Below are 12,461 nucleotides of genomic sequence, written 5' to 3' on the forward strand. Positions count from 1 at the left end.
GTGGGCGTCAACGCGCGGCTTTCGGCCGGGCGGCCGAAAGCCTATATGATGCACAAGCTTTTGAGCGATCATTGGGAGCACATCACATGACGACGGAACGCGCAGTTTTGGCCGGCGGCTGCTTCTGGGGCATGCAGGATCTGATCCGCAAGCAGCCGGGCGTGATCTCCACCCGCGTCGGTTACACCGGTGGGCACGTCAAGAACGCCACCTACCGCAATCACGAAGGCCATGCCGAAGCGATCGAGATCGTGTTCGATCCGGCCAGGACCAGCTTCCGGACCATGCTGGAGTTCTTCTTCCAGATCCATGATCCGACCACGCTCAACCGTCAGGGCAACGATATCGGCACGAGCTATCGGTCGGCGATCTTCTACACCAGCGAGGAGCAGAAGCGGATTGCCGAAGACACCATCGCCGACGTCGAGGCGTCCGGCCTGTGGCCCGGCAAGGTGGTGACCGAGGTCGCGCCCGCGCGCGAGTTCTGGGAGGCCGAGCCCGAGCATCAGGATTATCTCGAACGTTATCCTGACGGCTACACCTGCCACTTCATCCGGCCGGGCTGGAAGCTGCCGCGGCGCGCTGCGGCAGTCGGAGGCTAGAGCCTGAGGAAGGTGGCTCGCCGGCTGTGGCGGTCCACCTCCTCATCGGTCAAAGCCGACGCGAGTCCGGTCACGCATCGACATGCAAGGTCCGGCGCTGCTCCGCGGTGACGGTCCGGGCGGTCAACGTGACGAGACCCATCAAGGCGGCCAGCAGCCAGAATGCCAGCGGCAGTCCGCCGAGCTGTGCGACGAAGCCGACGCCGGCAGGGCCCAGCAGGACGCCTGCATAGCCGGCCGTCGTGATCGCCGCGACCGCAAGTCCCGTGGGCATCACCTTTTGTTGCGCCGCCCGGCGGAATAGCACGGGCACGAGGTTCGAGGCGCCGAGCCCGATCAGCAGGAATCCGGCGATGGCGACCGCCGCCACGGGCGCGGTGAGCAGCACCACGAAGCCGGCGATCGCGATGAGGCTGCCCCACAGCAATGTCGTGCGGTCTCCGATGCGCGCAACGATGGCGTCGCCGCTAAGCCGGCCGATCGTCATCGCGATCGAGAACACGATGTAGCCGATGCCGCCTTGGGCCTCGCTGACGAGCCCGGCGCCGATCACGAGCAGCGCGCCCCAATCGAGCATCGCGCCTTCGACCAGGAAGGTGATGGCGCCGAGCAGCGCCAGCAGCAGCACCGATCCATGCGGCAGCACGAACAATGGGCCTTCCTGCACCTGCACCGATCGAAGCAGGCGCGGCCAGGTCACGAGCATCGCGATCAGCATCAGCACGGAGCAGATCAACGTCGAGGCGAGCGCGCCGAGCTGCAGAGAGAGCAGCGCCGTCATCAGCGCGGAACCGGCGAAGCCGCCGATGCTGAACAGGGCGTGGAAGCCGGACATCAGCGGGCGTCGCGCGGCGCGCTCCACTTCCACGGCGTGGATATTCATGGCGACGTCGATGGAGCCGAGTGCGGCCCCGAAGACGAAGAGCGCCAGCGCGAGCGTCGCAGGCGACGCCGCGATGGCGAGCAGCGGCAGCACCAGCGTGAGACCAAGCCCGCCCGCGATGATGATCGGTTTGCTGCCGTAGCGCGCACTGAGCACGCCGGTCAGCAGCATCGCGATGACCGAGCCTATGCCGAGACTGAGCAGCAGCAGCCCGAGAACGCCGTCGTCAACCGCGAGCCGCGCCTTCGCGAACGGCACCAGCGGCGCCCAGCAGGAAATGCCGAAGCCCGCGACAAGGAAGGCAAGCCGGGTGGCAAGGCGGGTTGCCGGCCGGTCGGCAGAAGACATGGGAACTCCGGGAAGCAGGGGAGGAGACGGTCGACAGGCCCGAGGATTGCCGCGGCTTTATGGCAGAGCCCTGCTCGAACGGTCGTGGCAGGCGCTCAACGGCTGCATGCCTCGACCTAGCCCCCGAGGATCCGCCGGCACGCCTCGACGAACACCTCTGCGCCCGTCACGATATCGGCATCCGCCGTGTTCTCGGTCCAGTGATGGCTGATGCCGCCGATCGACGGCACGAACAGCATGCCGGCGGGCATGACGGTCGCCAGCATCTGCGCATCGTGGCCGGCCCCGCTCGGCATGCGGATGGAACGGCCGCCGGCGACGGCCTTGCTCGCGGCCTCGATCGCGTCCTGAAAGCTCGCGTTCATCATCGCGGGTGCGCCGGTGCGCAGCTTCGTCACCGTGACGGTGCAGCGGCCATTTGCGCTGGCTTCGTCCGCCATGGTCCGCAGCAGTTGCTCCAGCCGCGCGATGACAAACGGGTCGTCGTCGCGGATCTGGAACAACATCTCCGCGCCACCGGGAATGATGCTCGGTGCGCCCGGATCGAGCGTGATGCGGCCGGTGGTCCAGACCGTGCGCGGGCCGCAGGCGGCGGGGAAACGCTCGTCGATCGCCACGCAGAACTTGGCCAGCGCCAGGCCCGCATCCTTGCGCACCGCCATGCGCGTGGTGCCGGCATGGTTCTGCTCGCCGGCAAAGTTGATCTGGTACTGCCAGATGCCGACGATGGACGTCACGACGCCGATCGCCAGGCGCCCGCTTTCGAGCGTGTCGCCCTGCTCGATATGCGCCTCGAGATAACCGACGTGCCGTCCCGGCTCGGCCGTGATGCGCGGACGCTCCGCCAGCCCCATGTCGGCCAGGGCATCGCGCATGCTGCGGCCGCTGGTGCGGTCGCGCGCGGCATCGATGTCGGCCTCCGTCACCTGTCCGACATAGGAGCGCGAGCCGAGGAAATGACCAAAATGTCCCTCCTCGTCGCACCAGGCGGCAACTTCCACCGCGCCGTTCACCGAAGCGTCGGCATTGAGCACGCGCGCGGCCTCGAGCGCATAGACGACGCCGAGCGGGCCGTCGAGCCAGCCGGCATAGTTCTGGCTTTCCAGGTGCGAGCCCGCCAGCAGCTTCGGCCCGGGCTTCGAGCTCGTCCCGAACACATTGCCAATGCCGTCGACCGTCGCGGAGAGCTCGGCCTCGGGCAGCTTCTGGACGAGCCACTCCAGCGACAGCTTGTGCGGCTCGGAGAAGGTCGGCTTGTGCACGCCGGTCTTGTAGGCGCCGAAGGCACGCAGTGCATGGAGGTCGGCGAGAACGCGATGGCCGTCGGCACGAGCGTCAGGCATGTTCGGCAACCTTCAGCGCCTCGGTTCGGATCTCCTCGACCAGCCGTTCCTTCAGCTGGACGAATTCAGGCGTGGTCTTGATCTTGTAGGAGCGCGGATGCGGCAGGTCCACATTGATTTCGGCCTTGATGCGGCCGGGGCGCGCGCTCATCACGATGACGCGGCTGCCGAGGAAGATGGCTTCCTCGATATCGTGGGTCACGAACAGCACGGTCTTCTGGTCGCGTTCCCAGATCCCGAGCAGCATCTCCTGCATCAGGGCGCGGGTCTGGTTGTCGAGCGCGCCGAACGGCTCGTCGAGCAGCAGGATCTTCGGATCGTTGGCGAGCGCGCGTGCGATCGCGGTGCGCTGCTGCATGCCGCCGGAGAGCTGCTTGGGCCAATGGTTTTCGAAGCCGGACAGCCCGACCTGGCGGATGAAGGCATCGGCGATCTTGTGTCGCTCCGCCTCGGACACGCCGCGCTCGCGCAGGCCGAAGGCGATGTTCTCGCGCACCGTCAGCCAGGGAAACAGCGTGTAGGACTGGAATACCATGCCGCGATCGGCGCCTGGGCCGGTCACCTCGCGTCCGTCGAGCGTGACACGGCCGCCGGTCGGACGGTCGAGGCCGGCGACGATGCGCAGCAGCGTGGACTTGCCGCAGCCGGACGGGCCGAGGATGGTGACGAAGTCGTTGTTGCCGATGGTGAGATCGGTCGGCTCCAGCGCCCTGGTCGGCGCGTTGCCGTGACGCGCGGGGAAGGTGCGCGAGACCTGCTCAACCTTAAGAATGGTCATGCGAGCTTCCAGGGAAACAGCCAGGCATTGAACGCCTTGAACAGGAAGTCCGAGATCAGGCCGATCAAGCCGATCACGATGATGCCGAAGATGATCTGGCCGGTGTTGAGCAGCGCCTGGCTGTCGGTGATCATATGACCGATGCCCGAGGACGAGCCGATCAGCTCGGCGACGATGACGTAGGTCCAGGCCCAGCCCAGCACCAGCCGCAGGATCTCTGCGATCTCCGGCGCGGAGGAAGGCAGCAGCACGCGGCGGATGATGCCGCGGTCGCTGGCGCCAAGCGTATAGGCGGCCTCGACCAGATCGCGCCGGGTGGCGCCGACCGTCACCGCGACCATCAGGATCACCTGGAACACCGAGCCGATGAAGATGACGAGCAGCTTTTGCAATTCGCCAATGCCGGCCCACAGGATCAGCAGCGGAATGAAGGCCGAGGCGGGCAAATAGCGTGCAAATGAGACGAAGGGTTCGAGGAAGGCTTCGACCGGCTTGTAGGCGCCCATCAGCACGCCGAGCGGCACCGCAATGACCGCCGCGAGCGCAAAGCCGCCAACGACGCGCCAGATCGTCATGCCGATGTCGAACAGGAAACCGTGCTTGGTGAGCAGCTCAAGGCCTTCCTGCACCATGGTGAGCGGATTGGCGAGGAAGGTCTTCGACACATGGCCGCCGAACGTCGCCCACGACCAGAGGGCGACGAACAGCACGAAGAACGCCAGGCCATATGCCGCACGTTGCTTCGATGTCACGGGATCCAGGGGACGCATCAAACTGTATCCGAATGGTGCGCCGGCTCCGCCTGAGGCGGAACCGGCAGCTTGGAGAACGTTACTTGATGAAGCTCGCGTCGTAGAGGTCCTCGACCTTTGGCACGGCCTTGATGATACCAATCTCGAGCAGGAGCTCGGCGGCCTCCTTGTTGAAGGTCAGGAACTCGCCCGCGAAGAACTTCTGGTTTGCAGCCTTGTCCTGCCAGCGCAGATATTTCGCCGAGTTGCCGAACTGCTCGCCGGTCTGCTTCACGTCGGCGCCCATGATCTCGTAGGACTTGGCCTGGTCCTTGGCGATCGTCTCGAGAGCCTCGAAATAGCTGTCGGCGAGTGCCTTGGCGGCCTTGGGATTGTCGGTGAGGAACTTCGGCGTGCAGCCGAACGTGTCCATGACCATCGGATAGTCCAGCGTGGTCGCGATGATCTTGCCCTTGTCCGGCGCGGCACGCACGGTCGACAAGTATGGCTCATAAGTCATCGCTGCATCGTTCTGGCCGGAGACGAAGGCCTGCGCGGCCGCCGCCGGCTCGAGGTTCACCACGGTCACGTCCTTGGTGGTGAGGCCGTTCTTCTTCAGCATCCAGGCCAGTGCAAAGTAGGGCGAGGTGCCCGGCGCGGAGGCGGCGACGGTCTTGCCCTTCAGGTCCTTGATCGCGGCGATGTCGTTGCGCACGGCCATGCCGTCGGCGCCGTAGCTCTTGTCGAGCTGGAAGATCTGCTTGGTGGCGACGCCGTTGGCGTTCCAGGAGATCCAGGTCTCGACCGTGGTCGCCGCACACTGGATGTCGCCGGAGGCGATGGCGAGATGGCGGTCCTTCTGCGGGATCTTCTTGATGGTGACGTCGAGGCCGTTTTTCTTGAAGATGCCGGCCTCCTTCGCCAGCGTCAGCGGCGCGAAGCCGGTCCACCCGGAAATGCCGATGCCGACCTTGACGTCCTGGGCGAGCGCCGGAGTGGAGGCCGCGAGAGCAATGATTGTCGCAAATACTGTCGAACTACGCATGATTATCGTCCTCTTGCCGATCGATGGTTTGACGTCCTGTTGATCTCTGCCGGCCCATATGGGCGGTTCCGCGAAGCGTTGCACGATTTGTGCCGACATATCCTCTCAACCTCCCTTGAATCGCGCGACAAGGCGGTGTGAGTCACCGGGATAGAGCAGGCGCACGGCGGTGATCGTGCGTGCGCTGCGCCAGGTATAGCGGTCGATCACGAGACAGGGGGCGCCGACGGCGATCGCGAGCGCTTCCGCCGCACGGTCGTCCGCAACGATGGCGCTGATCGTGTGCTCGGCCTCGGTCCATGGGACATGGTGAAGCAGCCAGGAGCCGGGCGGCTCGCGCGAGAAATCCGCGGTCGCGGCGTCAGGAACGGACGAGAGATCGATCAGCCTGTCCTCGACCGCGAACGGGACCTTATCGGCGCTATGCCGGCAGGTGATCGCGATCACCTTGTTGGCCTTCTTCACGCCGAGCCGGTCACGGTCGGCGGCCGTCGCCGCGCGCAGCTTGCGGCCGATCAGCTCGTAGCCGTAACTGCGCCCGAGCGCGGTGATCTCGGCGCGGATGTCGGCGATCTTGAGCACCGCCGACTGATGCTGCGGCCGTCGCACGAACGAGCCGGCGCGCCGCCGCCGCTCGATCAGATCGGCCTGCGCCAGCTCAGACAGCGCCTTGTTCACGGTCATGCGCGAGCAGCCGTAGCGCGCGACCAGCTCGTGCTCGAAGGGAATGCGATGGCCGGGCGGCCATTCGCCGGTCAGGATGCGCTGCTCGATGTCGGCGCGGATGCGCTTGTAGAGCGTCGGCCTGTCGGCATCGGTGACGAGGCTCATGCCACGAGCCTCCGGATCGATGCGTTGAAGCGTTCGCGTGCGGCTTGGCGCAATCCATGCTGACCGCGCTCGACCACCTTGTTGCCCCCGGCCCAGACGCAATCGATGGCGGCGCCGCCGGCAGAAAAAATCCAGCCGTCGATGGCCGCATCCTGCGCGCGTCCCGCCAGCGATGGATGCGCCGTGTCGAGCGTGATGATGTCGGCGCGCGCGCCGGGTGTGAGGCCGACCGTCGGCTGCGCCAGCGCCCGCGCGCCGCCGGCGAGCGCCCCGTCGAACAGCGAGCGTCCCGTGGAGCGGCCGGCGCCGCCGGAGAGAACGTTGCGCTGGCGGTGCTTGAGCCGCTGGCCGTATTCGAGCTGGCGCAATTCGTCAGCGGCGCCGATCAACACGTTGGAATCGGTGCCGACGCCGAAAAGGCCGCCGGTCTCGAGGAACTCTCGCGCCGGAAAAATGCCATCGCCGAGGCTCGCCTCCGTGATCGGGCAAAGGCCGGCGACCGCGCCCGTCTTGGCGAACGCCGTCACTTCCTCACTCGTCATGTGGGTCGCGTGAATGAGGCACCAGCGTTGATTTACGGGCGCATACTCCAGCAGCCATTGCACCGGACGCCGGCCCGACCAGGCGAGGCAATCCTCGATCTCCTTCACCTGCTCGGCGGCATGGATGTGCACCGGCCCGCCCTCGGCGAGCGGAAGGATCGCGGCGAGCTCGTCCGGCGTGACCGCGCGCAAACTGTGCGGAGCGATGCCGATATTGGCGCCGGGCAAGGCGCTGATCGCCTGGCGCGAGGCCGTCATCAATGCGGCGAACTGATCGACCGAGCAGATGAAGCGGCGCTGCCCGGCATGCGGCGCTGCGCCTCCAAACGAGCCATGCGCATAGAAAGTCGGCAACAACGTCAGCGCAATGCCCGAGGCTTCGGCCGCCTGTGCAATCCGCGTGGCCATCTCGGCGGGGTCAGCGTAGGGCGAGCCGTCGCGGTCGTGGTGCAGATAGTGGAATTCGCCGACGCGGGTAAAACCCTGCTCGAGCATCTCGACATAGAGCAGCGTCGCCACAGCCGCGACGTCGTCGGGCGTCATCGCCAGCGCAAAGCGATACATCGTCTCGCGCCAGGTCCAGAACGTGTCGGTGGAATCGCCGCGCAATTCGGCAAGGCCTGCCATGCCGCGCTGGAAGGCGTGGCTGTGCAGGCTCGCAAGTCCGGGAAGCGCGATGGCATGGCGTTCGTCGCCGGCGGACGGCGCCACGCCCGGCGTCACCGCGGCGATCGCGCCGGCGGCGATCACCACCTGCACGTCATTGGCCCAGCCGGAAGGCAGGAGCGCGGAAGCGAAATGCAGTCGGGTCATGATCTACACGCCGGCTGGACAGAACCGTCTTACGATTATATGTCTAGACATATAAGTCAAGCATCCCCAGGGCGAAGGGATACCCGCATGGCAGAGCGCTTCGACCGGATCTGGCACAATGCCCGCCTCGCGACGATGCGGGTCGATCGTGCCGATCTTGGCGAGATCGAGCATGGTGTCATCGCCGCACGCGGCGGTCGCATCGCCTATGCGGGCGCGAAAGCGGATTTTCCCGCCGATGCAGACGCTATCGAGCGGATCGATTGCAAGGCGCGCTGGATCACGCCTGGTCTCGTCGACTGCCATACCCATCTGGTCTATGGCGGCAACCGCGCGCATGAATTCGAGCTGCGTCTGAAGGGGGCAAGCTATGAGGAGATCGCGCGCGCCGGCGGTGGCATCGTCTCGACCGTGGCGGCAACGCGCCAGGCGAGCGAAGCCGAGCTCGTCGCAGGCGCGCTGCCGCGGCTCGACGCGCTGACGGCTGAGGGCGCCACTACGGTCGAGATCAAGTCCGGCTACGGCCTCGACACAGAAACCGAGATGCGCCAGCTCGCGGCTGCGCGCAGCCTCGGCCGTGAGCGGCCTGTTACGATCCGCACGTCGTTCTTGGGTGCGCATGCGCTGCCGGTCGAGGCGGGTGGCGACAAGGATAGTTACATCGATCTCGTCTGCAAGGAGATGCTGCCGGCGGTCGCAAAAGCGGGCCTCGCCGATGCCGTCGATGCCTTCATGGAGGGCATCGCATTCTCCGCCGAGCAGACCGCGCGGGTGTTCGAAACGGCGAGGGGACTTGGACTGCCGGTCAAGCTCCATGCCGACCAGCTCTCGAATCTCGGCGGCGCCGCGCTTGCCGCGAAATTCTCGGCACTCTCGGCCGATCATCTCGAGCATACAGATGAAGCCGGTGCTGCCGCCATGGCGAGGGCCGGCACGGTGGCCGTGCTGCTGCCGGGCGCGTTCTACTTCATTCGCGAGACGCAGAAGCCGCCGGTCGAGACGTTCCGCAAACACAACGTTCCCATGGCGCTGGCGACCGACTGCAATCCCGGCAGCTCGCCACTGACCTCGCTGCTGCTCGCGATGAACATGGGCGCGACATTGTTCCGGATGAATGTGGCCGAGTGCCTCGCCGGCGTCACCCGTGAAGGCGCGCGGGCGCTCGGCCTGCTGAACGAGACCGGCACACTGGATGCCGGCAAATGGTGCGACCTCGCGATCTGGGAGATCGAGCGGCCGGCCGAACTGGTCTACCGCATCGGCTTCAATCCGCTGCACAAGCGGGTATGGAGGGGGCAATGACGGAGCAGGAGACAGCGATCGTCGTCAAGCCGGGAACAGTGAGCCTCGACGATCTCGCGCGCGTGCTCGAAGGTGCTCCCGTCTTGCTCGATCCTTCGTTCTGGCCGCGTGTCGATGCGGCTGCGCTGATCGTTGCGCAGGCCGCGCAGGCCGACGTCCCCGTCTACGGCATCAACACCGGCTTCGGGAAGCTCGCGTCGAAGCGCATTCCGCCGGACCAGACCGCGCTGCTTCAGCGCAACCTGATCGTCTCGCATTGCTGCGGCGTCGGCCAGCCGACGCCGGAGCTCATCGTCCGCCTGATGATGGCGCTCAAGATCGTCTCGCTCGGCCGCGGCGCTTCCGGCGTGCGCCGCGCGGTGATCGAGCAGTTGCAGGACATGCTGGCCCGTGGCGTCTATCCGCTGGTGCCGCAGCAGGGCTCGGTCGGCGCCTCCGGCGATCTGGCACCGCTTGCGCATATGACGGCCGTGATGATCGGCCAAGGGCAGGCGATCATCGATGGCAAGATCGTGTCCGGCAGCGAGGCACTCGCCGCCGCCGGCCTCAAGCCGCTGACCCTTGGGCCCAAGGAAGGCCTCGCGCTGATCAACGGCACGCAATTCTCGACCGCCTACGCGCTATCGGGCGTGCTGCGTGCATATCGCCTCGCCCGCGCCGCACTGGTGACCGGTGCACTGTCGGTGGATGCGGCGATGGCCTCGACGGCACCGTTCCGCCCTGAAATTCAGGCGCTGCGCGGCCATGCCGGCCAGATCGCGGCGGCCGCGACGCTGACCGCGCTGCTCGACGGCAGCGACATCCGCCTCTCTCACCTGGAAGGCGACGAGCGTGTGCAGGATCCCTATTGCCTGCGCTGCCAGCCACAGGTTGCCGGTGCCGCGCTCGATCTGATCACGCAGGCCGCGCGCACGCTGATCGTGGAGGCCAATGCCGTCACCGATAACCCGCTGGTGCTGGTCGAGACCGGGGAGATCGTCTCCGGCGGCAATTTCCACGCCGAGCCGGTGGCGTTTGCCGCAGATGCCATCGCGCTGGCGCTGTCGGAAATCGGCGCGATCAGCGAGCGGCGCATCGCGACGCTGGTCGACCCCGCGCTCAATTTCGGACTGCCGCCGTTCCTCACGCCAGATCCCGGCATCAATTCCGGTTTCATGATCGCCGAGGTGACGGCGGCCGCGCTCTATGCCGAGAACAAGCAGCGTGCGCTCGCCTGCTCGATCGATTCGACGCCGACCAGCGCCAATCAGGAAGACCATGTCTCGATGGCCGCGCATGCTGCGCGGCGCCTGTCCGACATGGCCGACAATCTCGCCGCCATCCTCGGCATCGAGCTTCTGGTCGCTGCCCAAGGCATCACGCTGCGCGCGCCGCATGCAACCAGTGCGCCGCTGGTCGCCGTCATTGCCGCATTGCGCGAGCAGGTGCCCGCACTGGGCGCCGATCGCTACATGGCCGGCGATCTGGCCAAGGCCGCTGCATTGATCGAGGCCGATGCGCTTCCAGCTGCTGCGCTCGCCCAGCTTCCCACCGATCCGTTTCCGAGACTCGTCTGAAGAGGCCCGCATGAACCGCCGTCTGGACAATGACCGTACCATCCGCGCTCCCCGCGGCAGCGACATCAGCGCCAAGAGCTGGCTCACGGAAGCGCCGCTGCGCATGCTGATGAACAATCTCGATCCTGACGTCGCGGAGCGCCCGAGCGAGCTTGTCGTCTATGGCGGCATCGGCCGCGCCGCGCGCGACTGGGAGAGTTTTGACCGGATCATTGCGGCCTTGCGCAAGCTCGAGGCCGACCAGACGCTGCTGGTGCAGTCCGGCAAGCCGGTCGGCGTGTTCCGCACCCATGCCGATGCACCGCGCGTGCTGATCGCGAATTCCAACATCGTGCCGCATTGGGCGACGCTCGATCATTTCAACGAGCTCGATCGCCAGGGCCTGATGATGTACGGCCAGATGACGGCGGGCTCCTGGATCTATATCGGCAGCCAGGGCATCGTGCAGGGCACCTATGAAACCTTCGTCGAGGTCGGTCGGCGTCACTACGGCGGCAGCCTCGCGGGTAAATGGATTCTCACGGCCGGCTTGGGAGGCATGGGCGGGGCGCAGCCGCTGGCGGCGACCATGGCCGGCGCTTCGATGCTTGCGGTCGAATGCCAGCCGAGCCGCATCGAGATGCGCCTGCGGACCGGCTATCTCGACCGGCAAGCCGCAACGCTTGATGAAGCGCTCGCGATCATGGCGGACGCCGCGAAGACGAGCAAGGCGGTCTCGGTCGGCCTGCTCGGCAACGCCGCGGAGATCTTCCCTGAGCTGGTGCGCCGCGGCGTCAAGCCCGACATCGTCACCGACCAGACCAGCGCGCACGATCCCATCAACGGCTACTTGCCGAAGGGCTGGACGCTTGCCGAATGGGAAGCCAAGCGCGCGTCCGATCCGAAGGCAGTGGAGCGCGCCTCGAAGACGTCGATGGTCGAGCATGTCCAGGCCATGCTGGATTTCCATGCCCAGGGCATTCCGACGCTCGACTACGGCAACAACATCCGCCAGATGGCACAGGACATGGGCCTGAAGAACGCCTTCGATTTCCCCGGCTTCGTGCCCGCCTATATCCGCCCCCTGTTCTGTCGCGGCGTCGGGCCATTCCGCTGGGCCGCGCTGTCGGGCGATCCCGAGGACATCTTCAAGACCGATGCCAAGGTCAAGGAGCTGATGCCTGACGACAAGCATCTGCACAATTGGCTCGACATGGCAAAGGCGCGCATCAAATTCCAGGGCCTGCCGGCCCGCATCTGCTGGGTCGGCCTCGGCGATCGCCATCGCCTCGGTCTTGCCTTCAACGAGATGGTGGCGCGTGGCGAATTGAAAGCGCCGATCGTGATCGGCCGCGATCATCTCGACAGCGGCTCGGTGGCGAGCCCCAACCGCGAGACCGAGGCGATGAAGGACGGATCGGATGCGGTGTCCGATTGGCCGCTGCTCAATGCGCTGCTCAATTGCGCCAGCGGAGCGACCTGGGTGTCGCTGCATCATGGCGGCGGCGTCGGCATCGGCTATTCGCAGCACGCGGGCATGGTGATCGTCGCCGACGGCACGCCCGAGGCTGCGAAGCGGATCGAGCGCGTGCTGTGGAACGATCCCGCCACCGGCGTCATGCGCCACGCCGATGCAGGCTACGACATCGCGATCGAGTGCGCGCGCGACAAGGGGCTCGATCTGCCGAGCCTGGCGGAGTAGACTAGG

The 12,461-nt window shown here is 66.4% G+C and carries 11 protein-coding genes; 4 read left to right on the forward strand and 7 right to left on the reverse strand.

Annotated elements, in window-relative coordinates; genetic code table 11:
• Positions 1-86 precede the first annotated feature (86 nt).
• Positions 87-602, forward strand: coding sequence for a peptide-methionine (S)-S-oxide reductase MsrA (msrA, locus tag I6F37_RS19220; protein ID WP_036008049.1), 516 nt, complete (start codon positions 87-89; stop codon positions 600-602).
• Between the two features lie 70 nt (positions 603-672).
• On the opposite strand, the gene I6F37_RS19225 is transcribed toward msrA, so the two are convergent.
• From I6F37_RS19225 to I6F37_RS19255, 7 genes are all read right to left on the reverse strand, one after another.
• Positions 673-1,833, reverse strand: coding sequence for an MFS transporter (locus I6F37_RS19225; RefSeq protein ID WP_225152314.1), 1,161 nt, complete (start codon positions 1,831-1,833; stop codon positions 673-675).
• A 116-nt stretch (positions 1,834-1,949) separates the two neighbouring features.
• Complete coding sequence (locus I6F37_RS19230; protein ID WP_225152316.1) at positions 1,950-3,176, reverse strand: Zn-dependent hydrolase; 1,227 nt, start codon at positions 3,174-3,176, stop codon at positions 1,950-1,952.
• A complete protein-coding gene (locus I6F37_RS19235; RefSeq protein WP_192893118.1) occupies positions 3,169-3,954 on the reverse strand; it encodes an ABC transporter ATP-binding protein in 786 nt (261 codons plus the stop codon). The genes I6F37_RS19230 and I6F37_RS19235 overlap by 8 nt, the downstream gene beginning before the upstream one ends.
• A complete protein-coding gene (locus tag I6F37_RS19240) occupies positions 3,951-4,724 on the reverse strand; it encodes an ABC transporter permease (protein WP_036008029.1) in 774 nt (257 codons plus the stop codon). The genes I6F37_RS19235 and I6F37_RS19240 overlap by 4 nt, the downstream gene beginning before the upstream one ends.
• 61 nt (positions 4,725-4,785) lie before the next feature.
• Positions 4,786-5,730 carry an ABC transporter substrate-binding protein gene (locus tag I6F37_RS19245; RefSeq protein WP_036029324.1) on the reverse strand — a complete coding sequence of 315 codons (945 nt, stop codon included), beginning with the start codon at positions 5,728-5,730 and terminating at the stop codon, positions 4,786-4,788.
• Between the two features lie 105 nt (positions 5,731-5,835).
• Positions 5,836-6,561: a histidine utilization repressor gene (gene hutC, locus I6F37_RS19250; protein WP_036008026.1), complete on the reverse strand. Its 726-nt coding sequence runs from the start codon at positions 6,559-6,561 to the stop codon at positions 5,836-5,838.
• Positions 6,558-7,916 (reverse strand): formimidoylglutamate deiminase, encoded by a 1,359-nt coding sequence (locus I6F37_RS19255; protein WP_036008023.1) that lies wholly within the window; start codon positions 7,914-7,916, stop codon positions 6,558-6,560. Before I6F37_RS19255 ends, hutC begins: the two co-directional genes overlap by 4 nt.
• Positions 7,917-8,003: 87 nt before the next feature.
• Between I6F37_RS19255 and hutI the strand changes: the two genes are divergently transcribed.
• The 3 genes from hutI to hutU are packed head-to-tail and all read left to right on the forward strand — an operon-like array spanning position 8,004 to position 12,455.
• The gene (hutI, locus tag I6F37_RS19260; protein ID WP_036008020.1) at positions 8,004-9,218 is read left to right on the forward strand and encodes an imidazolonepropionase; all 1,215 of its coding nucleotides are present in this window, start codon (positions 8,004-8,006) and stop codon (positions 9,216-9,218) included.
• Positions 9,215-10,774 carry a histidine ammonia-lyase gene (gene hutH, locus I6F37_RS19265; RefSeq protein WP_036008018.1) on the forward strand — a complete coding sequence of 520 codons (1,560 nt, stop codon included), beginning with the start codon at positions 9,215-9,217 and terminating at the stop codon, positions 10,772-10,774. Before hutI ends, hutH begins: the two co-directional genes overlap by 4 nt.
• 10 nt (positions 10,775-10,784) lie before the next feature.
• A complete protein-coding gene (gene hutU / locus I6F37_RS19270; protein ID WP_225152318.1) occupies positions 10,785-12,455 on the forward strand; it encodes a urocanate hydratase in 1,671 nt (556 codons plus the stop codon).
• The last annotated feature ends 6 nt before the right edge of the window (positions 12,456-12,461 follow it).

The sequence above is a fragment of the Bradyrhizobium sp. NBAIM08 genome (assembly GCF_020193935.1).
GTDB lineage: Bacteria > Pseudomonadota > Alphaproteobacteria > Rhizobiales > Xanthobacteraceae > Bradyrhizobium > Bradyrhizobium yuanmingense.

Coding starts and splice junctions, on each gene's coding strand:
- hutU (WP_225152318.1), top strand. CDS start 10,785: ATGAACCGCCGTCTGGACAATGACCGTACCATCCGCGCTCCCCGCGGC.
- I6F37_RS19225 (WP_225152314.1), bottom strand. CDS start 1,833: ATGTCTTCTGCCGACCGGCCGGCAACCCGCCTTGCCACCCGGCTTGCC.
- I6F37_RS19255 (WP_036008023.1), bottom strand. CDS start 7,916: ATGACCCGACTGCATTTCGCTTCCGCGCTCCTGCCTTCCGGCTGGGCC.
- I6F37_RS19230 (WP_225152316.1), bottom strand. CDS start 3,176: ATGCCTGACGCTCGTGCCGACGGCCATCGCGTTCTCGCCGACCTCCAT.
- I6F37_RS19235 (WP_192893118.1), bottom strand. CDS start 3,954: ATGACCATTCTTAAGGTTGAGCAGGTCTCGCGCACCTTCCCCGCGCGT.
- I6F37_RS19245 (WP_036029324.1), bottom strand. CDS start 5,730: ATGCGTAGTTCGACAGTATTTGCGACAATCATTGCTCTCGCGGCCTCC.
- hutI (WP_036008020.1), top strand. CDS start 8,004: ATGGCAGAGCGCTTCGACCGGATCTGGCACAATGCCCGCCTCGCGACG.
- I6F37_RS19240 (WP_036008029.1), bottom strand. CDS start 4,724: ATGCGTCCCCTGGATCCCGTGACATCGAAGCAACGTGCGGCATATGGC.
- msrA (WP_036008049.1), top strand. CDS start 87: ATGACGACGGAACGCGCAGTTTTGGCCGGCGGCTGCTTCTGGGGCATG.
- hutH (WP_036008018.1), top strand. CDS start 9,215: ATGACGGAGCAGGAGACAGCGATCGTCGTCAAGCCGGGAACAGTGAGC.
- hutC (WP_036008026.1), bottom strand. CDS start 6,561: ATGAGCCTCGTCACCGATGCCGACAGGCCGACGCTCTACAAGCGCATC.